Source organism: Natrinema salsiterrestre (assembly GCF_029502005.1).
GTDB classification, from domain to species: Archaea; Halobacteriota; Halobacteria; order Halobacteriales; family Natrialbaceae; genus Natrinema; species Natrinema salsiterrestre.
This window is the reverse complement of record NZ_JAMQOT010000005.1, coordinates 75,919-96,270: the sequence shown is the minus strand read 5'-3', so window position 1 is coordinate 96,270 and position 20,352 is coordinate 75,919. Positions and strand designations below refer to the sequence as shown.

The 20,352-nt window shown below is 66.4% G+C and carries 24 protein-coding genes; 8 read left to right on the top strand and 16 right to left on the bottom strand.

Translation table 11 applies throughout. The annotated features are described in order from the left end of the window. Nucleotides 1–37 precede the first annotated feature (37 nt). Together NDI89_RS14730 and NDI89_RS14725 are read left to right on the top strand one after the other, a co-directional pair. Nucleotides 38–1,270: an HD domain-containing protein gene (locus NDI89_RS14730; protein WP_277522406.1), complete on the top strand. Its 1,233-nt coding sequence runs from the start codon at nucleotides 38–40 to the stop codon at nucleotides 1,268–1,270. Between the two features lie 155 nt (nucleotides 1,271–1,425). Continuing rightward, complete coding sequence (locus NDI89_RS14725; RefSeq protein ID WP_277522404.1) at nucleotides 1,426–2,472, top strand: amidohydrolase family protein; 1,047 nt, start codon at nucleotides 1,426–1,428, stop codon at nucleotides 2,470–2,472. 4 nt (nucleotides 2,473–2,476) lie between these two features. Here NDI89_RS14725 and NDI89_RS14720 read toward each other — a convergent pair whose 3' ends face one another. From NDI89_RS14720 to NDI89_RS14700, 5 genes are all read right to left on the bottom strand, one after another. After that, nucleotides 2,477–2,977 (bottom strand): gamma carbonic anhydrase family protein, encoded by a 501-nt coding sequence (locus NDI89_RS14720; RefSeq protein WP_277522401.1) that lies wholly within the window; start codon nucleotides 2,975–2,977, stop codon nucleotides 2,477–2,479. A 71-nt stretch (nucleotides 2,978–3,048) separates the two neighbouring features. Beyond that, nucleotides 3,049–3,336 (bottom strand): DUF3006 family protein, encoded by a 288-nt coding sequence (locus tag NDI89_RS14715; RefSeq protein ID WP_277522398.1) that lies wholly within the window; start codon nucleotides 3,334–3,336, stop codon nucleotides 3,049–3,051. A 3-nt stretch (nucleotides 3,337–3,339) separates the two neighbouring features. Continuing rightward, a complete protein-coding gene (locus NDI89_RS14710) occupies nucleotides 3,340–4,389 on the bottom strand; it encodes a ComEC/Rec2 family competence protein (RefSeq protein WP_277522396.1) in 1,050 nt (349 codons plus the stop codon). A gap of 202 nt (nucleotides 4,390–4,591) precedes the next feature. Continuing rightward, nucleotides 4,592–4,987, bottom strand: a complete 396-nt coding sequence (locus NDI89_RS14705; RefSeq protein WP_277522394.1) for an OsmC family protein — start codon at nucleotides 4,985–4,987, stop codon at nucleotides 4,592–4,594. 128 nt (nucleotides 4,988–5,115) lie between these two features. Further along, nucleotides 5,116–5,661, bottom strand: coding sequence for an SPFH domain-containing protein (locus NDI89_RS14700; RefSeq protein ID WP_277522392.1), 546 nt, complete (start codon nucleotides 5,659–5,661; stop codon nucleotides 5,116–5,118). Between the two features lie 214 nt (nucleotides 5,662–5,875). Between NDI89_RS14700 and NDI89_RS14695 the strand changes: the two genes are divergently transcribed. Next, nucleotides 5,876–6,070, top strand: a complete 195-nt coding sequence (locus NDI89_RS14695) for a hypothetical protein (protein WP_277522390.1) — start codon at nucleotides 5,876–5,878, stop codon at nucleotides 6,068–6,070. A gap of 12 nt (nucleotides 6,071–6,082) precedes the next feature. Next, nucleotides 6,083–6,682 carry a metal-dependent hydrolase gene (locus NDI89_RS14690; RefSeq protein WP_277522388.1) on the top strand — a complete coding sequence of 200 codons (600 nt, stop codon included), beginning with the start codon at nucleotides 6,083–6,085 and terminating at the stop codon, nucleotides 6,680–6,682. A gap of 35 nt (nucleotides 6,683–6,717) precedes the next feature. On the opposite strand, the gene NDI89_RS14685 is transcribed toward NDI89_RS14690, so the two are convergent. Continuing rightward, a complete protein-coding gene (locus tag NDI89_RS14685) occupies nucleotides 6,718–7,446 on the bottom strand; it encodes a metal-dependent hydrolase (protein ID WP_277522386.1) in 729 nt (242 codons plus the stop codon). Between the two features lie 409 nt (nucleotides 7,447–7,855). Here NDI89_RS14685 and NDI89_RS14680 point away from each other — a divergent pair, with 409 nt between their 5' ends. Both NDI89_RS14680 and NDI89_RS14675 read left to right on the top strand, forming a co-directional pair. Next, the gene (locus tag NDI89_RS14680) at nucleotides 7,856–8,119 is read left to right on the top strand and encodes a hypothetical protein (protein ID WP_277522384.1); all 264 of its coding nucleotides are present in this window, start codon (nucleotides 7,856–7,858) and stop codon (nucleotides 8,117–8,119) included. Nucleotides 8,120–8,209: 90 nt separating this feature from the next. Further along, a complete protein-coding gene (locus NDI89_RS14675; RefSeq protein WP_277522382.1) occupies nucleotides 8,210–10,474 on the top strand; it encodes a DHH family phosphoesterase in 2,265 nt (754 codons plus the stop codon). Between the two features lie 161 nt (nucleotides 10,475–10,635). On the opposite strand, the gene NDI89_RS14670 is transcribed toward NDI89_RS14675, so the two are convergent. Both NDI89_RS14670 and NDI89_RS14665 read right to left on the bottom strand, forming a co-directional pair. Next, nucleotides 10,636–10,782 (bottom strand): hypothetical protein, encoded by a 147-nt coding sequence (locus NDI89_RS14670; protein ID WP_277522380.1) that lies wholly within the window; start codon nucleotides 10,780–10,782, stop codon nucleotides 10,636–10,638. Continuing rightward, nucleotides 10,779–11,012: a hypothetical protein gene (locus tag NDI89_RS14665; protein WP_277522378.1), complete on the bottom strand. Its 234-nt coding sequence runs from the start codon at nucleotides 11,010–11,012 to the stop codon at nucleotides 10,779–10,781. The genes NDI89_RS14670 and NDI89_RS14665 overlap by 4 nt, the downstream gene beginning before the upstream one ends. A gap of 751 nt (nucleotides 11,013–11,763) precedes the next feature. On the opposite strand from NDI89_RS14665, the gene NDI89_RS14660 reads away from it, so the two are divergent. Continuing rightward, nucleotides 11,764–12,234: an SHOCT domain-containing protein gene (locus NDI89_RS14660; protein ID WP_277522376.1), complete on the top strand. Its 471-nt coding sequence runs from the start codon at nucleotides 11,764–11,766 to the stop codon at nucleotides 12,232–12,234. 197 nt (nucleotides 12,235–12,431) lie between these two features. Here NDI89_RS14660 and NDI89_RS14655 read toward each other — a convergent pair whose 3' ends face one another. The 8 genes from NDI89_RS14655 to mbhE form a co-directional block, all read right to left on the bottom strand. Continuing rightward, a complete protein-coding gene (locus NDI89_RS14655; RefSeq protein WP_277522374.1) occupies nucleotides 12,432–12,848 on the bottom strand; it encodes a DoxX family protein in 417 nt (138 codons plus the stop codon). A 143-nt stretch (nucleotides 12,849–12,991) separates the two neighbouring features. Beyond that, a complete protein-coding gene (mnhG, locus tag NDI89_RS14650; RefSeq protein WP_277522372.1) occupies nucleotides 12,992–13,366 on the bottom strand; it encodes a monovalent cation/H(+) antiporter subunit G in 375 nt (124 codons plus the stop codon). Beyond that, entirely contained in the window at nucleotides 13,363–13,653 is a 291-nt protein-coding gene (locus NDI89_RS14645) for an MrpF/PhaF family protein (RefSeq protein WP_277522371.1), read from the bottom strand. The genes mnhG and NDI89_RS14645 overlap by 4 nt, the downstream gene beginning before the upstream one ends. After that, nucleotides 13,646–14,251 (bottom strand): Na+/H+ antiporter subunit E, encoded by a 606-nt coding sequence (locus NDI89_RS14640; protein WP_277522369.1) that lies wholly within the window; start codon nucleotides 14,249–14,251, stop codon nucleotides 13,646–13,648. The genes NDI89_RS14645 and NDI89_RS14640 overlap by 8 nt, the downstream gene beginning before the upstream one ends. Continuing rightward, nucleotides 14,251–15,900 (bottom strand): complex I subunit 5 family protein, encoded by a 1,650-nt coding sequence (locus NDI89_RS14635; protein WP_277522368.1) that lies wholly within the window; start codon nucleotides 15,898–15,900, stop codon nucleotides 14,251–14,253. Before NDI89_RS14635 ends, NDI89_RS14640 begins: the two co-directional genes overlap by 1 nt. A 73-nt stretch (nucleotides 15,901–15,973) precedes the next feature. Further along, complete coding sequence (locus NDI89_RS14630) at nucleotides 15,974–16,327, bottom strand: sodium:proton antiporter (RefSeq protein ID WP_277522367.1); 354 nt, start codon at nucleotides 16,325–16,327, stop codon at nucleotides 15,974–15,976. Then, nucleotides 16,324–16,788 carry an MnhB domain-containing protein gene (locus NDI89_RS14625; protein WP_277522365.1) on the bottom strand — a complete coding sequence of 155 codons (465 nt, stop codon included), beginning with the start codon at nucleotides 16,786–16,788 and terminating at the stop codon, nucleotides 16,324–16,326. The genes NDI89_RS14630 and NDI89_RS14625 overlap by 4 nt, the downstream gene beginning before the upstream one ends. After that, nucleotides 16,785–19,223 (bottom strand): hydrogen gas-evolving membrane-bound hydrogenase subunit E, encoded by a 2,439-nt coding sequence (mbhE, locus tag NDI89_RS14620; protein ID WP_277522363.1) that lies wholly within the window; start codon nucleotides 19,221–19,223, stop codon nucleotides 16,785–16,787. The genes NDI89_RS14625 and mbhE overlap by 4 nt, the downstream gene beginning before the upstream one ends. Before the next feature lie 234 nt (nucleotides 19,224–19,457). On the opposite strand from mbhE, the gene NDI89_RS14615 reads away from it, so the two are divergent. Next, on the top strand, nucleotides 19,458–20,294 hold the full coding sequence (locus tag NDI89_RS14615) for an alpha/beta fold hydrolase (protein WP_277522361.1): 837 nt from the start codon (nucleotides 19,458–19,460) through the stop codon (nucleotides 20,292–20,294). Nucleotides 20,295–20,352 lie beyond the last annotated feature (58 nt).

Here is a 20,352-nt window from a genome sequence, read left to right as displayed (position 1 = left end):
ACGACCGTTTTTGTAGGAACGGGCCGAAACGCGACCGATGAAGATAATCAAGGACAGCGTCCACGACCACATTCAGGTCGACGGCGTCGCCCGGGAGCTCCTCGACACGCCGGAACTGCAACGGCTCCGGCGAATCAGCCAGCTCGGGACCGTTTCCCTGGTCTATCCCTCGGCCAACCACACCCGCTTCGAGCACAGCCTCGGCGTCTACCACCTCGCCTGCGAGGCCCTCGAGCAACTCGCCGTCGACGGCCGGCGAGCGGAACGGGTCCGCGCCGCGGCCATGCTCCACGACGTCGGCCACGGCCCCTTCAGCCACAACATCGAATCGCTCACGCACCGCCGGACGGGGCGCTACCACGACGACGTCCACGAGCTACTGGCGGACGGAGCGGTCGGCGACGTGTTGCGGGACCACGGCCTCGAGCCCGCGGCGGTCGCGGATCTGGTCGCCGGGGAGGGCCGATTCGGCCAGCTCGTCTCGGGCGAGCTCGACGTCGATCGGATGGACTACCTCGTGCGCGACGCCCACCACACGGGCGTTCCCTACGGGACGATCGATCACGGCCGGCTCGTGCGAGAGCTCACGTTCGTCGACGGCGAACTCGTCCTCGACGAGGGGAACGTCCAGACCGCGGAGAGCCTGCTGGTCGCCCGGGCGCTGATGAACCCGACCGTCTACAGCCACAGCGTCGCCCGGATCAGCAAGGCGATGCTCCGCCGGGCGTCCGAGCGGCTGCTCGAGTCCCCAGCGACCGATCTCGAGGCCGAGACCCTCCAGCGGATGGACGATCACGATCTGATCGCGGCGCTGCGCTCGTGCGACGAGACGGCCGCGTTCTCCCGCCGGTTGGACCACCGCGATCTGTTCAAGCGAGCGGTGTGGGCCGAAATGGACGACGTTCCGGGCGGGATCATCGAGGCCGATCACGGGACGATCCGCGAGTTCGAGCGCGAGATCAGCGATCGAGCGGGCGTCGACCCGGACCACGTCATCCTCGACGTCCCGAGTCGCCCGTCGATGACCGAATCGACGACGCGCGTCATGGTCAACGGCGAGATCCGGCGACTCGGCCAGCAGTCGCCGCTCGTGGACGCGCTGCGTGCGGCCCAGTACTCGCAGTGGCGCCTCGGCGTCTACTCGCCGCCGGACCTGCGCGAGCGAATCGGTCGGACCGCCGTCGACGTCCTCGGCCTGGATATCGACGGTGCGCTGGTCACCGAGGTCCGGGACGGCCGTGACGCGACGCTGGATCAGTTCGTCGACTAGCGGATTTCAGGGCTTTTACAGTCGCTTTTGAAGTGTAGAGCGCTCGAGATCGACGGCCCGAATCGAGTTCGCCGCCGTTCCAGCGCCGAACCGGCGAAGACACCGCGCCGTTCCGACCCCGAACGGTTGAAGGCACTGACCGCGAACCCATTCGTATGGAACGAACGGGAACGATTCTCCGCGGCCGCGAGTTCGAACCCGTCGAGGGACGGGTGGTCGTCGACGACGACGGCCGCATCGAGGCCATCGAAGAGACGTCGACCGAGAGCGACGACATAATCCTGCCGGCGTTCGTCAACGCCCACACTCACATCGGCGACTCGATCGCCAAGGAGGCCGGCGGCGGCCTCTCGCTCGAGGAACTCGTCGCGCCGCCGGACGGCCTGAAACACCGGCTGCTCCGGGCCGCCTCGCGAGACGAGCTCGTGACGGCGATGGCGCAGTCACTGCGCTTCATGCAACGGGCCGGAACCGCCGCGTGTCTGGACTTCCGCGAGGGCGACGTCGACGGCGTGTCGATGCTCGAGGCCGCCGCGGACGGACTCCCGATCGACGCGCTCTCCTTCGCTCGCGGCTCCGTCGATGCGATGCGCGCGGGGGACGGCTTCGGCGCGAGCGGGGCGAACGATTCCGAGTTCGGCCGGGAGCGCGAGGCGACGCGGGAGGCCGGCAAGCCCTTCGGCATCCACGCCGGCGAGGTCGACGAGAGCGACATCGATCCCGCGCTCGACCTCGAGCCGGATTTCCTGGTCCACATGGTTCACCCCGAAGCGCATCACCTCGAACGCGTCGCCGAGCAGGAGGTGCCGATCGTCGTCTGCCCGCGCTCGAACCTCGTCACCGACGTCGGATTATCGCCGTACGAGGAACTCAGCGAACGGACGACGCTCGCGCTGGGAACGGACAACGTCTTCCTCAACTCGCCGTCGATGTTCCGCGAGATGGAGTTCCTCGCGAAGCTCTCCGAACTGCCGGCCCCCGAGATCCTCCGGGCGGCGACGATAAACGGGGCCGAGATCGCCGGCCTCGAGTACGGGCTGCTCGAGCCCGGACGAGACGCCCGGCTTCTGGTGCTCGACGGAGCTTCGGACAATCTCGTCGGTGCGCGCGACCCGGTCCGAGCCGTGGTCCGCCGCGCCGGAGTGGACGACGTCCGCGAGGTCGTCTTCGGAGCGGACGCCGACGGCGAGCGTACCGACTGAACCCTCAGTCGAGTCGTTCGGACGTTTCCGCGTGCGTTTTCGAGAGTTCGACGTACCGATCAGCCGTCGCCTCGAGGGCGGGATCGTCGATCTCTGTTTTCGGTTCGGCGGGCGCACCGGCGACGAGCGTGGCCTCGGGAATCTCCGTGTCCTCCGTGACGACGCTGCCGGCGGCGACGACCGCACCTTCGCCGACGTAGGAGCCGTCGAGGACCACCGCATTCATCCCGATTAACGCGCGCTCGCCGACGGTCGCGTCGTGGACGATGGCGCTGTGGCCGACCGTCGAGTAGGGCTCGAGTTCGGCCGTCTCGTGGAGGACGGCGTTGTCCTGAACGTTCGCCCCCTCGCCGATGACGATCGTCCCGTGATCGCCGCGTATCGTGGTGTTCGGCCAGACGCTCGCATCCTCTTCGATGACGACGTCGCCGATCACGACCGCGGCGTCGTCGACGTACGCCGACTCGGCGACCTGCGGTTCCGTTCCGTCGAACGATCGTAGCATGGCCGTTTCTGTCTCGAGGACCGTCTTGAAGGTGCCCATCCGGGAGCCGGCAGGTTCGCCGCCCGTCGTCCCTACCTTTCGTCCCGCTCGTCGCTCGGCAACCGCTCCGAGAGCCGGTCGAACCGCTCCTGTGCCGATTCCCGTCGCTCCCGTTCAGCGGCCCCGCGGTAGCTGGCCTCGAGCAGCGCGCCCTCCTCGACGATCACCTCGAAGACGGCGCCCTCGTGTCGCCCGTCTTCGGGTAGCGTTTCGACGTCGACGATGCGCTCGTCGACTACCTCGCCGTCCGCCTCGAGCAGGAGGACCGCGTTCTCCCCGTCGACGATGCGGTCGAGGACTGCGGTGTGCGTCTCACTCATCGGTCATCGGGGTGCGGTACGCGGGGCAGCGCCATCAATCGATGGTCGGTCGCCGTCGATCAGCGGCCGCGTTCCGTCGGCCGGCGGAACCCCGAGTGCGGACTGCGCCTCCTGCTTCCGCTCGAGCAGTTCGTCCGGGTCGGTCGGGCCGTCGCGTTCCGTTTCGACCGACCAGTCGGTCCCGTCCGTCGTCAGGACGATGTCGCCGTGGACACCGGTCCAGTAGGTCTCGATCCCGCGATCGGCGAAGGCCTCGAGCACCTCATCGTGGGGGTGTCCGTATCGGGAGTCGAGCGCGCTCGAGACGATCGCCGCGTCGGGATCGACCCGTTCGAGGAACGGCTCGCTCGAGGAGGTCGACGAGCCGTGGTGGCCCGCCTGATAGGCGTCGACCGCGAGATCGTCGCCGTACTCGTCCGCGAGCCGCTGCTCGGTTCCCGCCTCGATATCGCCGGTCGTCAGATACGAGAATTCGCCGAACGCGAGGGTCAGAACGACGCCGTTGGCGTCGACGTCGTCTCCGTTCTCCTCCGCTGGCGGGTTCAGGACCGTCGCCTCGAGGTCGTCGTCCTCGAGCGGCAGGGTATCGCCCGCCGCGACTTCGAAGAGCCGGACGTCGTACTCCTCGATGGCGTCGAGATAGTTGTCGTAGGTCGCCGTCGTGTGGGGGACGCCGGAGTCGTAGGCCGCACCGACGCCGTCGCCCGCTTCCTCGAGGTACTCGATGATCTCGGGATGGCCGCCGATGTGGTCGGCGTGGCCGTGGGTCGCGACCAGATGATCGATGCGGTCGATATCGTGGGCTCTGAGATACTCGATGACGGTCTCTCCGTCGTCGCGATAATCGCCCGTATCGATCAGGATCGTTTCCCCCGCCGGCGTGACGACGAGCGTCGAATCGGCCTGCCCGGCGTCGATGTGGTGGATCTCGAGTTCGCCGCTGACGTCGGGCGTGACGGACTCGTCGTCGCTGTCCACGTCGTCGATCACGCCGCTACATCCCGAGAGGACGAGTAGCCCCGCGACCGCCACGACCAGGAGGGGTCGTCGCATTCGTGTTCCACTCCCATGCGCTGGACTGATTTGGTCGTTTTGGCTCGTTTGAGGGACTGAAAGTTGAATTTTCTAACACGTAGGGATCACGTGGTTGCCGTCACTCGGAGAGCAAACGGCGACGGATTCGCGGCCGCAAACGACGGGCCGACCCTGCTCGCCCTGTCACGGAGATCCCGGCTCGAGGGGAGTGCCCCCGTCCTCAGAACGCGTTGCCTTCGAAGCTCGTGTCCGCGTGAAGACTATCCTTCAGGGCGTCGTGCACCTTGCAGAGTTCGAACGCGCGCTCGAGTATTTCCTCGCCGGTGTCGTCGTCCACGTCGGCTTCCACGCGGATGTCGAAGGCGACGGACTCGAGTTTGTCGTCGTCGTTGAGTTCCCCGTCGACGTCGATCTCGATCCGCCCGAGATCGTCGGCCCCGCGCTGCTGGCCGCCGACGCGCACCGCCGGCACGTAACAGGAGCCGTAAGCCGCCAGCAGCGTCTCGAGCGTGTCGGGAGCGTCCTCGCCGTTGGCGTCGATCGTCGTCTCGAAGTCGCGAATCTCGTTCGTCGCGCTGTACCCCTCGTCGGAGACGGTGGTAACTCGCTTCGCCATGGCAGTCGAAACGTCCACGAGCGACGGTGTAAACGTTGTCCCGTCGGTGTGATGGGCGGAGAGTGAGGGACGCGACCACGTCGGCTCGATTCGCCCCGGTTCGTCAGGACGGGCTCCGTCGACTCCGCTCACGGGCGCGCCTCCGGCGCTCGCGACGCGAGCTCCAGTTCGACTGCCGGCACGACCAGGCCCCACTCGTCGACGGCAGCGGAGAGATCGTCCTGAATCTGCCGCTCTAGCTGGCCGGGGTCTCGCAGCGCCGCTATCTCGTGTGACTGCACCGCACTGCGGGTCGTCGACAGGGCCACGTCGGTGAACGCGGATCGGTAGTTGTCCACTTCGGTGAACGCCGCGCTGGCATCGACGACGCGAACGTCCACCCGGATCAGTACCGAACAGGTCGATCCGTCGGCAGTCTCGACGTCCTCGAGCACGACCTCGACCGTCTGGAGCGACGTCGGAATCGGTTTCGTCCGGGAGACGAACGGCGGTACCACGTTGAGCCCCGGCTCGATCACGTCCCTGAATTCCCCGAAGACGAACAGCGCCTTCCGCTCGTCCGGCTCGACGATTTCGATCGCGCTGAAAAGGGCCACGACCAGAATGACGAACATCACGAAGGCGATACCGAGGACGGCTCCCCCCATACCCGTCTGTAGCGGCAGATCTAGCATACGACGGCGAACGAAAGATCACTGCAAAAGCGTTTCGACGGTCGAACGATCGCCGTCCGCTCGAGGGAGACACTGCGACGGATATCTCACGACTGGAGCGGCGAAATCGACTTTCCGAGCCGACCGAACGGGGTCGGGACGTGGCGGCGTCGACACCCTGCGCCTGCAGCGAAATATCATTTAGTACCCGCGCCGGTACCTTAGCGAACGAACCATGGCGACCCTCAACAGGCGATCGGTGAACAAGATCAGCATGCTCTCGACGGTAGTAGACAGCGTGATGGAGTTCCGGCGCGGCCATCCGAAGAGCGGCCTCCTGCTCCTCGGTGCGGCGGCGCTTTCGTCCCGGATTCCCGGTATCGGGACGGCCGTCTCGCTGTTACTCCGGCTGATCCGGCGGTTCCGCTGACTCGAGTGAACGATGGTCGACGTCACCGGGCACCTCGGGATGGCGCTGTTGTTCGCCGCGCCGGCGTGGCTGATCTGGGGTCGACGAGTAGCGCTCGCGTTCGTCGCCTTCACGCTGGGGACGGCGATGCTACCTGACGTCGATCTCGTTCTCCAGCAGTACCTCCCTATCACTCATCACGGTGTGACACACTCGCTGCTGTTCGTCTTCCTGGTGAGCATCCTCGTCGGCGTCGTCGCCGCGAAGTGGCTCACCGCATGGCTCAACGATCACCGGTGGATCCGAAGCACGGAAATCTCAGCCGAGACGGTCTTCGTCTTCGCGACGGGCGGGCTACTCCTCGGCGGCGTCAGCCATCTGTTCGCCGATATCCTTTCTGCGCCGGACATCGCCCCGCCGATCAAGCCGTTCTGGCCGATCTACTCGGAGCCGATCATCGTCGACGTCGTCTACTACGACTCGCCACTCTGGAACTTCGGACTGCTCGCCGTCGCCGTCGGCCTCCATCTGGTGCTCGCTCGACGCGAGCGGTACCCGATCGAGACGCGATACCGGATCGGGACTCGAACGGCGGCCGACGAGCGCCAGTACAGTGCGACGAGCGAAGAATAACGAAGCGATCGTCAGCCGCTCGAGTTCCCGTCGGCTCAGGACTCGAGTTCGAACGGCTCGTCGGCCTCGAGCGCGTGTACCTCGGCGTCGCTGCCGACGCCTCGGACTTCGCTGGCGAAGTCGTCGGGGTCCTGTTCGATCGGCGGGAAGGTATCGTAGTGCTGGGGGAACGCGTGGTCGACGTCCAGCCAGTCGACGGCGATGGCGGCCTGCATCGGCCCCATGGTGAAGTGGTCCCCGATCGGGACCGCGGCCGCGTCGGGCTCGAGATAGGGGCCGATGACGTCGCGCATCTCCGTCATGAGGCCGGTGTCGCCGGCGTCGTAGAACGTGGTCGACTCCTCGTCGCCGACCTGCGTCGGCTTCGTATCCGACACGATGAAGCCGCCCGGCATCCCGCCGCTCGAGTCGTTCTCGGTCATGATCCCGTTCGTGTGGTCGGCGCGGTGCATCGTGACGTAGGCGTCGCCGCACTCGACCGTGCCGCCGAGGTTCATCCCCATGCCGCCGACGGCGTCCTCGAAGCCGAACTCCGCCTGACAGTAGGACGTCAACTCCGGCGTGGCGACCAGCGTCGCGTCCGAGAACGCGCCCGCGTGAGCGATATGATCGGCGTGGCCGTGCGTCAACAGGACGTAATCCGGCGTGTCGACGTCTGCCGGCTCGAGATCGGTCTTCGGGTTGTCGAAGAACGGATCGATCAACAGTTCCGTTTCTCCAACGGTGACGTGCCACGTCGAGTGGCCGTGCCAGGTGAGTTCCATAGCACCTACGTCGTTCGGACGAGATCACCATAAAAGTGGGTAGCGTCAGTCCGGTTCGCACCGATGACTGACTGGTGCCGGACGGAACGTCGCTCCGTCCCTCCATTATAAAAGTCATAAATACGCGGTTGAGACGCCGCGGAGGACATGTACTATCACCAATGTTTATACGTTCGTTCTCAGTACGATAGAAAGCCGCACGCGAACTGACACACCACGCATGCGGTCTGGGATCGCACCCCGTTCGACCGCCGGTCGAGTGCCGTCGGCGACGCCGCTGCGATTTCCAGGACGACCCCCTCCCATCCCCTCGGCAGCAGCCGTCCGAACGCCCGCGTCGTTCACGTTGGCACACACCGTCCGGACGGCGATGCCGTGCCGTTTTTTACCCGGGGGCCGTACGGCGACTATGCTCGCACTCACGCTCGAGGAGTTCATGGTAGAGCTGAACGACGGCGCGATCAAGAACGTCGGTCCGAACAACAAGGCGGCGACGGTCAAGCTGTTCGACGTCGACGCCGCCGAGGCCAGGGAGTTCGGCGACAAGCGAGTCAAGCTCGTCTTCGAGGACGAGGACGACAACGAAATCCAGGTCTCGCTGTTCCCGGACGACGTTCGGGATCTCGTCGACCAGATCGAGTCGCTCGAGGAGGATTCGCCCGTTTTCGAGTGACGGCGGCGCTGTTCCGCAGTTGTGACCGCGACTCGCTTCGCGAACGCATTTCGACAACCGTTTTAGGGCGAAACCGCTTGGTTCGAGTAGATGGGTAACTGTATCATCTGCGGCACACCCGTTGACGGCGAGATCTGTGAGAGTCACGAGGAGGATGCTGTCTTCGAATTTCGCGGCACGACCGCCTCGCAGCTCACACCCGGTCGCTACTACCGGGGGACCGTCGACGGCTACGCCGACTTCGGTGTCTTCGTCGACATCGGAGATCACGTCACCGGCCTGTTGCACAGAAGCGAACTCGACCAGCGGCTCGAAAGTCTCGACTGGGAACCGGGGGACGACGTCTTCGTCCAGGTGCTCGACGTTCGAGACAACGGAAACGTCGACCTCGGCTGGTCGATCCGCCAGCGCGAACGCGAGTTCCGCGGGCACCTGATCGAGACGGCCGACGACGAGTATCGGCCCGAGGAGCTCGAAGACGACACCGACGAGTCGTCTTCCGAACCGACCACTGAATCGGCTGAGGAGTCCACCAGCGAGACGGCCACCGAAACGGCTGACGAGTCGTCCGACGAATCGGCCGCCGCAACCGAAGACCTCACCGACGACCGAGCGGCGAAAGCCGGCGAGCTACAGGCGGCCGCCGAGGAGACGGACTCCGAATCGGAGACCGACTCCGCCGAGGGCGGTCAGCCAGCGGCCGCAGAAACGGCCGGCGCCGTCGCGAGTAGCGGCTCCGTCGCGACCGAATCCGCGGCCGCATCGACGCCGGCGACCGACGAAGCCACCGACGCCGACCACGAGGCCGCGTCCGAACCCGGACTCAAGCGAACAACCGTCGAGGCCATCGAGAACCAGGTCGGCAGCGTCGTCCGCCTCGAGGGCGAGATCACCGGCGTCCGCCAGACCAGCGGCCCCACGGTCTTCGAACTGCGCGACGAGACCGGCACCGTCGAGTGCGCGGCGTTCGAGGAAGCCGGCGTCCGCGCCTACCCCGACGTCGAACTCGACGACGTCGTCCGCCTCGAAGGCGAGGTCGAACGCCATCACGGCGACCTGCAAGTCGAGACCGAGTCCCTCGACATCCTCGAGGGCGAGGAGGGCGAGACGATCGTCGACCGCCTCGAGAGCGCGATCGAACGCGAGGCGCGTCCGGCCGAGGTCGCGCCACTGGCCGACCACGACGCGGTCGCAGCCGTCGAGGAGAACATCGGCGACGCCGCGACCGCGATCCGTCGCGCCGTCATGGAGGCGCGCCCGATCGTCGTCCGTCACGGCGCGACCGCCGACGGCTACGTCGCCGGCGCCGCCATCGAACGCGCCGTGCTCCCGCTGATCCGCGAGAAACACACCCGCGAGGACGCGGAGTATCACTACTTCGAGCGCCGGCCGCTCGACGGTCGCGTCTACGACATGGACGCCGCGACGAACGACGTCACGTCAATGCTCGAGGCCCGCGACCGCCACGGCGAACAGGTACCGCTCGTCGTCCTCGTCGACGCCGGCTCGACGATCGAGTCCACCGACGGCTACGAGTTCCTCTCGCTGTACGACGCCGATTCGCTCGTCATCGACGACAGCCGGGCCGACGACGAGGTCGGCGACGCCGTCGACGTCGCCGTCGCGCCCTCGCTCGCCGGTGTCGACGTCTCGGACGTCACCGCGACCGCGCTGGCGTCCAACGTCGCCGCCCACGTCAACGACGACGTCCGAAGCGACCTCGAGCACCTCCCCGCCGTCAGCTACTGGGAGGACGCCCCCGAGGACTACCTCGAGCTCGCGACCGAGGCCGGCTACGACGAGACCGGCATCTCCGAGCGCCGCGAGGCCGTCGCGCTCGAGGCCTACTACCAGTCCTACAAGGACAAACGCGAACTCATCATCGACCTGCTGTTCGGCGACGGCGAGGCGTCCGATCGGCCCCGAAACGGCGACCTGGCCGCCCACGTCTCCGAGCAGTTCCGCGACAAGCTCGAGACCGAACTCGAGACGGCGCGCGAGAACCTCACGGTACAGGGCGTCGACGGGGTCACCGTCTCCGTGCTCGATACGGACGCCTTCACCCACCGGTACAACTTCCCGACGACGATCCTGCTGCTCGACGCGCTCCACCGGAGCGAGCGCGACCGGGCCGACCCGCCGGTCGTCACGCTCGGCGTCGGCGACGACGAACTCCACGTCCGCGCGACCGAACCCGTGAACGTGCGCGATCTCGGCGACGCGATCGCCGAAGCGGTACCGAACGGCGGCGTCAGCGTCGTCGGCGGACGGGACGGCCACGTCGAATTCCTGCCCGGCGAACGCGACGCGGTCCGCAAGGCCGCACTCGAGGCGCTCGGCGAGACGCTCGCGTAAGACTCGCCTTCTCCGTCGTCCGTTAGATCGAGTAGCGACAGCGCAGCGTCGGAACGTTCCTCGTCGTTTTGAGATAGTTCCACGGGACCGACGCACTCAACGGTGGTACACGGGTCGGTTCCTGCCCGCCACCCGCGGCCCCACTGAACGGGTCCGACCGGCTACCGCTCCGTCACCCGCTCACCGTCCGAGTTAAACGCGAGTTCGCAGTCATCACAGAGCCACCAGCCCACGATCGGGTCGGGTATGGGGAGCACGGCCCCGCACTCGAGGCAGCGCTTCGACCCCAGTTCTCGAGGCCCGCTCATTGGGTCCTCCCGTCGACCTCGCGCCCGTCGTGATCGCGCGTGATCCGGCCCGGACCCACCGAGCAGCCACAGGGGAAGGCGGTGCCCGCGTACGGACCACTGGCGGTGACGACGTGCACGGACTCGCCGCAGGTGGGACAGTCGGGCGGCAACGAGTCGCGGCCGTCCGGCACGTCGTGCTCATCGCACGCGTCCGAGTCGTCACGTCTCGCGTCGCGGTCGTCACACATGGCGATCGCGCCTCGAGTCCGGCGACGGCGGCGAGGCTAATCCTGTCGGGCGATTCGGCTGTCGTGCGGGACGTTTATATCCCGGTAGAATGTACGGAATCATGCTTCCGAAACCTGTCACGGTTTGGAAGCCAGTCTCGGGTGTTCCTAGCACCCGGGGCGTTTGCGTACGCCCCCACGGAGACGTGGCCTCCGAATTACTCGTCACCGCGTTGTTACTTATACCTATTGTTTTCGGTGATGGATTTATCCTGTGGCTCGAGCGAGAGCCGGCGTGAGTGGGGACTGGGCTTCGAGTACCAGCGGTCGTGAGATGGGAAGCGGGGTCCGGAGATACAGAGTGCAGACTGCGTCAGAAGCAGTGCCATCGAATCGGTCTTTCGGTTAGATATCGACCGACAAAGGGGGACGCCATACATGCGAATAGAGCGACTGGATACGACTCGGAGGAGACAGAGACGACGCGTTCTGCCATTCTGGCAACACGGAATCGCCACGCCCTCCCCAGCCGATTCGCTCGTTCCCGTCGGTCACTCGCTCATCCCTCGCACGGCTTTGCCGGCCGCCCTCACTATCGTTCGGTCGTCCGACGGCGTGCGCCACCGCGTGTCGATTGATCAATCGATAGCAATGCGCAGCTTGTCTGTACCGAACGCCGTCCGTCACTGAGCGGTCCACTGAGAGCGCGGTCTCGAGCCGCGAACACCTCGGACCGGTAACGTATTTCCGATACCGTGGTGAAGGGTGCAGTATGGATGCGATCGAGGGGGACGGTCGCGAACGCAGTGCCGACACGCCGTGGACCCGCCTCCGCGAGAACGCCAGCGGCGTCGTGTCGCTGCTCGTGACGGCGGTCTGGCTCGGTGCCATGTTCACGGGGCAGGAGTGGTGGCTCGCAGCGTTGCTCGTCGGGTACATCGTCGTCGTGCCGTTAGCCGCGATCCTGTTCGACGACGAGATAGACGGCGACGAGTGGGCCGACGACTACACGAGTACGGACGAACCCGAGTCCGAAACGACGACCGCCGGGGACCCCGACACGCGCGACGCGCTCGAGACCCTTCGCGAGCGCTACGCGGCGGGCGAACTGACCGACGACCAGTTCGAACGCAAACTCGAGCGGCTACTGGACACGGAGACGCTCGAGGACGCCGAACGGTGGGCTCGAGAACGCGATCGCGGCGATCGGGATCGTGATCGGGACCTCGAGTACGAACGGTGAAAACGTCCGTTGGTTCCGTTTGGGAGTCAGGTACGACTCGGTACGAAGAGAGATTCTGACCGGTCGATCCTATACGATACTGCTGAAATACAATCGTAATGGTATGTTCTGCCCAGTATAGCCTGCTGTGGACCGCCGAACGATTCTCGCCGGTGCTGGGTTACGAACCGCCTGAAGAGGGTCGCTTTCCGGCAGTGTTACCGGCGATCCGTATCGGTCGGTGGTCGGGTATACCAGAGCGCCCAGAGGATCAACACGCCCTGAAGTGGCAGTCGTCCCCAGCGAACGAGGTCGGAGGGGTCGCCACCGCCCGGCGCCCCCTCGATGACGACCCCATGGGTCGCCATGTAGACGTTTGCCGGAAAAATCGCGACGAGTAACGCGACCGTCGCCCACGCTGCGCGCCGTCGCGTTCGGGGAATCAATAGCCCGACCCCGACGGCCATTTCGGCGAGCCCGGACAGGTAGACGAGTGCGAGCGCTGCCGGCAAGATCGGTGGGACGATCTGGACGTACAACTCCGGCACGACGAAGTGCAACGCGCCTGCGACGACGTAGGCCGGCCCCATCAGATACAGTAACGGTCGCTCGAGCCGGTGCAGAACCTCTTTCATCGTCTATGAATACTTTTCACAGCGGTGAAATAGTTTCGTTCGTCTGAATGGTCACTCCCCTCCCGCAGTGAGCGGGACGGTCTCTCACAGACTCTCGATACCGGGATCGTGGAACCAGTCTCGAGCACCCGCGAGACTCGATCTCAGTCGTCGTCCGTCTCGGCTTCCTCCGCCTGCTCGGCGCGGTCGGGTCGCTCGACCGCCGAGGCGTCGGGCCAGGTGACGCTACCGAGGAAGGGGACGCCGATTCTCTCGGCGGCGCGGGCGATCATGTGGGAGCCGGTCGGGACCGTCAGGAAGAGGAAGACGATCCCGACGAGTGCGGTCAACCCCTCGCTGCCCGGGCCGAACCGGACGAAGCCGGCCACGAAGATCGCGGCGGTGCCCAGCGTCGTGGGCTTGCTCGTGGCGTGCATCCGGTTGTAGACGTTCGGCAGGCGGAGCAGGCCGATCGTGCCGACGGTCAGGAAGAAGACGCCCACGATGACCAGCGCGATCACGACGACGGTGTGGATCATTCGATCACCTCGCCGTCGGTGACGAACTTGGCGACGGCGACCGTCGCGATGAAGCCGATGATCGCGAGCACGAGGCTCACGGTGATGAAGAGCCCGCGCCCGGTCAGGAGCGCGAACAGGACGGCGATCGCGACGACGTTGGTCGCGATGGCGTCCAGCGCGACCACGCGGTCCGGATTCGTCGGTCCCCGGATCACGCGGTAGCCACAGAGGACGCAGAGCCCGCTGACGAGGACGAGGGCACCGCGGATCGCCGTCTCGAGGACGGCCGGAGTCGCGTCAGTCATCGCCGTCACCCCCGCTTTGTCCGTCCGGGGTCCTGTCTCTTTCCCCGCCGGAGACGACGATCGCCGGCGGCGGATCCGAGGGCGAGGCGTCCTCGTCGAACAGCTCGAGGGCGTAGTCCTCCCAGGTGCGGATGGGCTCGGCGATCGCCTCGGGGTCCTCGCCGTTGACGCCGTGGACGTACAGGGCGTTGGTCTCGTCGTCGTAGTCCAGCGTCACCGTGCCGGGCGTGATCGTGATGCTGTTCGCGATGACGGTGATCGCGATATCGGACTCGACGCGGAGCGGCACCAGGATCACTTCGGGCTCGATCGGCATGCCCGGCGAGAGCACCCGGTAGGCGACGTCGACGTTGGCTCGGAGGAGTTCCCGCGTGAACGCGCCCAGATAGAGCCCGGCGTACGGGAGGACGCGGAGTCCGCGACCGAGATCGAGGTACTTGCCGTACAGCCGCCGGAAGACGTACGCGACCGGGAGGCCGACGATCAGTCCGGCGAGGAAGCCACCCACGAGCGACGAGGGAGTGAGGGACTGTCCGACGACGAACACCCACAGGACCGCGAAGACCACGCCGGCGACCGGCCAGGTCCGAACTCGCATCAGTGGTCACCTCCGGTCGAGTCGTCCAGTTCGCTCGCATCGATGGGATCGACCGCGTCGACGTATCCCTCAGTGTCGAGGGCGGCTTCGGCCGCGGCTTCCGCGAAGGCGTAGACCGGTTCGAAGCCGACGCCGACGGCGACGATCGTCGCCGCGAGGAGGACGAGCACGGCCACCTGCACGGAATCGACCGTCGACGTCTCCACGGCGTCCGTTTGCGCCCCCCAGAAGCTCCGATTCCACGTGCGGGTCGCGTAGGCGATCGTCAACAGCGAGCCGACGAGCAGGAGGACGAGCACGGATCCCGCCCGCGCCTTCGCCGCGGCCTCGAAGACGAGGAACTTGCCGAAGAAGCCCGACAGCGGCGGGATCCCGACGAGTGCGAGCGAGCCGACGAACACCGCGATCGCCAGCGGGGGCGATCGGCTCGCTATCCCCCCGAGATCGGCGAAGCGGCTCGTCCCCGTCGCGGATCGGACCGCGCCGACCGCGAGGAAGAGCAGCCCCTTCGCCAGCGTGTGGTTGAGGGCGTACACCAGCGCAGCGACGATGGCAAGTTCCCGCAGCCCCGGATCGATCGTCGTCGCGGCGATCGCGACCGGGATCGCGATGAAGCCGACCTGTCCGATGCTCGAGTAGGCGAAGACGCCCTCCATGGAGTCGCGGCCGACGGCCCCGATACCGCCGACGAGGATGCTGGCACCGGCCATGAGGAACAGCGCCGCGCCGACGAACGGGAGCGGCGAATCGCCCGCGATCGACAGCCCCAGTAGCGGGATCGGGAAGTCGACGGCGACCTCCGCACCGGCGAAGACCGTAAAGGAGAGTCGAATGATGGCGTAGATCCCGACCTTTTTCGTCGCACCTGCGAGCAACGCGGTGATCTGTGGTGGAGCGGCCCGATAGGCGGTCGGAATCCAGAACTGGAAGGGGACGAGGCCGGCCTTGATGGCGAACACGGATAGGAGCAATCCGAGGAGGCCCACGACCGGGACCGGATCGAGTCCGTAGGCCGCCGGATCGGCGAGCCGCAGGGCGAGATCGGCCATGTTCAGCGTCCCCGTCGTCGCGTAGATCCCGCCGACGCCGAGCAGGAAGATGGCGCTGGCGAGCAGGTTGAGCGCGACGTACCAGAACGCGGCCCGAGTGTGCTGGGGACCGCCGCTGTAGGCGACGAAGACGTAACTGGCCATCAGCATCACCTCGAACCAGACGAAGAGGTTGAAGAGGTCGCCGGTGAGGAAGGCGCCGGTGACGCCCAGCGCGAGGAAGTGAAAGAGCGGAAAGTAGTAACTGCGCCCCCCGCCGCCGGGCAGGTGTCTGGTCGAGAAGACCAGCGACGCGACCCCGAGGACCGCGACCATCGTCAGCATGAACGCCGATAGCCCGTCGGCGACCAGCGTGATGCCGAAGGGTGCTGGCCAGTCACCGACCTGGTAGGTCGCGATCCCCGGCGCGTCCGGCGCGAGGACGATATACCAGTCGATCGCCCCGACTGCGATCGCGTAGGCCGCACCGCCGGCGATGCTCACGGCCGCTCGAGCCCGCGGCCGCCGACTCAGTAGCAACGAGCCGACCGCCGTCACGAGGACGACCACCATCGGCGCGATCACGAGTTGGGATTCCATCCCGCCGGGCGTCGCCGTCATCGCCGATCACCCGTCGCGTCCGCCGGCGGCCGTCGTCGGTCGGTTCCCAGCAGTAGTCTCGTCGTCACCGCGGTCATTCGCGATCACCCAGTTCCGTGACGTCGAGCGTGTCGTGTTCCTCGTAGACCCGATACGACAGCACGAGCGCGAAGGCGGTCATCCCGAAGCCGATGACGATGGCGGTCAACACCAGCGCCTGCACCAGCGGGTCCGCCGTCACCGGCACGTGTTCGCCGCGGCCGGCCAACACCGGGACCGAGTCGGCGGTCGCCGGCGCGATCCCGCCCATCGTCAGCAGGTAGACGTTCGCGGCCTGGCTGATGATCGCCAGCCCCCAGACGACCCGGATCAGGTCCCGCCGCAGGAGCAGGAAGGTCCCGAGGGCGAACAGCGCACCGATCGCGGCCGCGAGCACGACCCCCGTCATTCGGCACCCACCACCGAGAGGATCGTGAGCAGGCCACCGACGACGACGCAGTAGACCCCGAAGTCGAACACCAGCGCGCTGGCGATCCCGAGGTAGCCGTAGATCGGGACTCCCTCGAGCGATTCGTAGGTCTGCGTGAGGAACGGCCGGCCGAACAGCAGCGGTACGAGGCCGCTGCCGACCGCGATCGCGAACCCGTACGCGAAGAGGCGGCGGTACGCGACGACGACTCGGTCCCGCGACGGCCCCTTCCCGGGGTCGACGTCGCGGCCGAGGATGCCCCGCTCGAGGAAGTCGAGTCCGAAGGCCATGTAGATGATCGCGAAGGCCGTCACCGTGAGGACGCCGCCGATGAACCCGCCACCGGGCAGGTTGTGCCCCTCGAAGAACAGCGAGATGGCGACGACCAGGATGATCGGAACGATCGCTCGCGCGGTCGTGCGCATGATAACCGTCGTCATTCGTCGTCACCCCCGGACGGGTCGCCGTCGCTGCGGGCCCCGGCTGGATCGTCGGGACGGTCCTCTCCCCTCGGACCGATCCGTCCCTCGTCGCGACCGCGCATGACGATCAGCGTCAGGATCGAGATCGCGGCGAGCGCGACGACGGCGAGTTCGCCCAGCGTGTCGAACCCGCGGAAGTCGACGAGGGTGACGTTGACGATATTGGTTCCGCCACCCCGGGGGACCGCCTGCTCGGCGTATCCGCGGGCGATCTCCGTCGGGCCGTCGGGGCGAGCGTCGGTGGTGACCAGCACCGTCACGAACGCGGTCGCACCGACGGCGACCGAGAGGACGGCATCGCGGGCGACCCGTCCGATCCCGACCTCGTAGTATTCGGGGATCTCCTCGATCACGAGCAGGAAAATGAGGAGGACGAGCGTCTCGACGACGAGCTGGGTGAGCGCGAGGTCGGGCGCGCTCGCGAGGATGTAGAAGATGGCGACCATAAACCCGAGGATAGAGAGCGTGAGGACGCCCGCGATGTGTGAATCGGACGTGACGACGGCGACCGCGCCGATCACCGCGACGAGCAAGACGAGCGCGATCGGAACCGTGGCCTTGATCCCGAGCGCGGTCGGCTCGATCGCACCGGCCGCGACGAAGCCGGCGAGCGCGAGCGCACAGGTCGCACCCAGCGTCCACGTCGCGTACGTCCGGAGCATGCCGTTGTGGACCGTCTCGGCGAACCGGCGGCCCTCGTCGCTGAGGCCGTCGACGACGGTATCGTACCACCAGTTCGCGCCGACCTGCGGGACCGTTCGCGGGATCGCACGGATCCCGTCGTGGAGCCGTCCGTAGGTCGGATACGCGAGGAGGCCGACCCCGATCGTGACGGCGCTCATTCCCAGCGCGGGCGAGTACGAGGTCGGGATGCCGACGTGCATCTCGTGGGGATCGACCGCCGTCGCCTCGAGGCCGGACTGGACGATGAGGTCGACGGCTCGCTGGGGGTCGACGCTGACGAACGCGGCGAGCAGGGCGAGGACGGCCGGCGGGACGAGCAGCGAAACCGGCGGCCGGTGGACGTGATCGAGCCCCTCGGGTCGCTCGCCGAAGAACAGCGAGAGGAATTTCAGCGAGTACAACACGGTGAAGATGCTCCCGAAGACGGCGACTGCGGGGTAGAGCCAGCCCAGGATCCCGATATCGTGGTGGTGGCTCGCCTCGACGGCGGCCTCGAAGAGCAACTCCTTCGAGTAGAACCCGTTGAACGGCGGGATGCCGGCCATGCTGAGCGCGACGACCGTCGTGATCGCCGCCGTGATCGGGAGATCGCGTCGCAGGCCGCCTAGTTCGTCGATTTCGCGGGTGCCGGCTTCGTGGGCGACGATGCCGGCGACGAGGAATAGCGCGGCCTTGAACAGGGCGTGATTGAGGAGATGGAAGACGCCCGCTTCAGCGCCGTACACGGAAGTGAAACCGAAGCCGGCGATCATCAGTCCGAGGTGACTCGCCGTCGAGTAGGCGAGCAGTTCCTTGATGTCCGTCGACGCGACGGCCAGAATCGCACAGACCGTCATCGTCGTCAGTCCGAGCGACGCGAAGAGGAACAGCCACTCCGCGCTGACGAGCAACGGTCGGGTCCGTCCGACGAAGTAGACGCCGACCTTGACCATGGTCGCGGAGTGGAGGAATGCGGAGACCGGCGTCGGCGCGGCCATCGCGTTGGGCAGCCAGAAGTGCAACGGGACCTGTGCGGACTTGGTTCCGGCTCCGATGGCGAGCAGTCCGAGCACCGGCAGGAACAGCCCGCGATCGCGCAGGGCCCCCTGCATCTCGTCGGGGTTCTCGAGCATCGCGGCGAGATCGAACGCCGCGCCGGGACCGAGAACGTCGCCGGCGACGACGGAGAGCAAGAGGAGGCCGACGAGCAGGAAGAGACCGCCGCCGACGGTGATGAACATGGCCATCCGGGCGGCGTACTGCGAGGAGTCGTCGGCGGTGTAGTAGCCGATCAGGACGAACGACGCGAGGCTGGTGAGTTCCCAGAAGAGGAAAATAGCGATCAGATCGGCGGCGAGTGCGACCCCGACGATCGATCCCATGAAGGCGAGCAACGCCGCGTAGTACCTGACGAGACCGGACTCACCGTGCATGTACGCGGGCGAATAGGAGAATATGAGTGCGCCGATCCCGCAGGCCAACAGCGCGAACAGCAAGGCCCAGCCGTCCACGTAGAACTGGAGTGCGATGTTTCGGGACGGGACCCACGGCAGGGCGACGGCCCCCTCTCGTCCGTACTGAGTCGCAAGAAGCCCGAACGACGTCAGTGCGACCGCGGTCCCGGCGAATCCCGTTCCTTCGCCGAGCACGCGGAACAGCACCGGCGTGAGTGCTGCGACGACGAAGGGCAACGCGACCGCGGCGACGACGATCGCCAGGTCGGGGGACATTCGGTACGCGGAGGATAGGGCGAGACGTCCCTTAAGAGATTACCTTTCGGAACACCGCCACGTACATCGAGAAGCGAGGGTTTCGGCTCTCGCTGTGCTCTCAGTGAGCGGTGACCGGAACGCGTCGCGTCTCAAGCGGTGACAGTGTTTCCGCCACGATCGAGAGTAACGGCACAGTGACCGTCAACTCGGCCCTAGAGTTATATCGTGCAATAAGATACCATGGAGTGAGTTATGAAGGAACATACTGTTACCGGTGGCGGAGGGATCGAACTCCACGTCGAGGAACGTGGAAACGCAGACGGCCGCCCCATTCTGTTCATCCACGGCTATACTCAGTCTCGGAGATCGTGGACGAAACAGCTCGAGTCGACTCTCGCGGACGACTTCCGGCTCGTGGCGATGGACAATCGCGGTCACGGCCAGTCGGAGAAACCGGAAAGCGCGTACGCCGAGTCGGAACTGTGGGCTGACGACGTACAGCGGGTGATCGAGACGCTGGAACTGGACCGGCCAGTGCTCGTCGGCTGGTCGTACGGTGGGTTGATCATTTCCGATTACCTCGAGAAGTACGGCGACGAGCAGATTGCCGGTATCAACCTGGTCGGTGCGATTTCGAAAAACGGAACCGACGACGCGATGGCCGTCATCGGGGAGGAGTTCGTCGAACTGATCCCCGGCTTCGAGTCGACGGACGCCGAAGAGAGCGTGAACGCGCTCGAGACGTTCGTGGAGCGCTGCGTCCACGGGGAACTGCTTCCCGAGGACCGGTATTTCATGCTCGGATACAACGCCGTGGTTCCGCCGCACGTCAGAGAGGGTCTCCACTCCCGGACACTCACACACGACGAGGACCTCCGCGCGATCGAGAAGCCGGTTCTCATCACCCATGGCGAGGCGGACACGATCGTCCTCCCCGCCGCCGCAGAGGAGCACGCGGAGTTGATCGGGACCGCGGAGACGTCGTTCTACCCGGAAGTGGGTCACTCCCCGTTCTGGGAGGAGCCGGAACGGTTCAATCGCGAACTCCGCGAGTTCGCAGCCGGACTCGAGGGCGAAACGATGACCTAGGTCTCGTTTGGAAACCTGATCGACGAGTCCGACACGCTTATTCGCGAACGGCGACGAT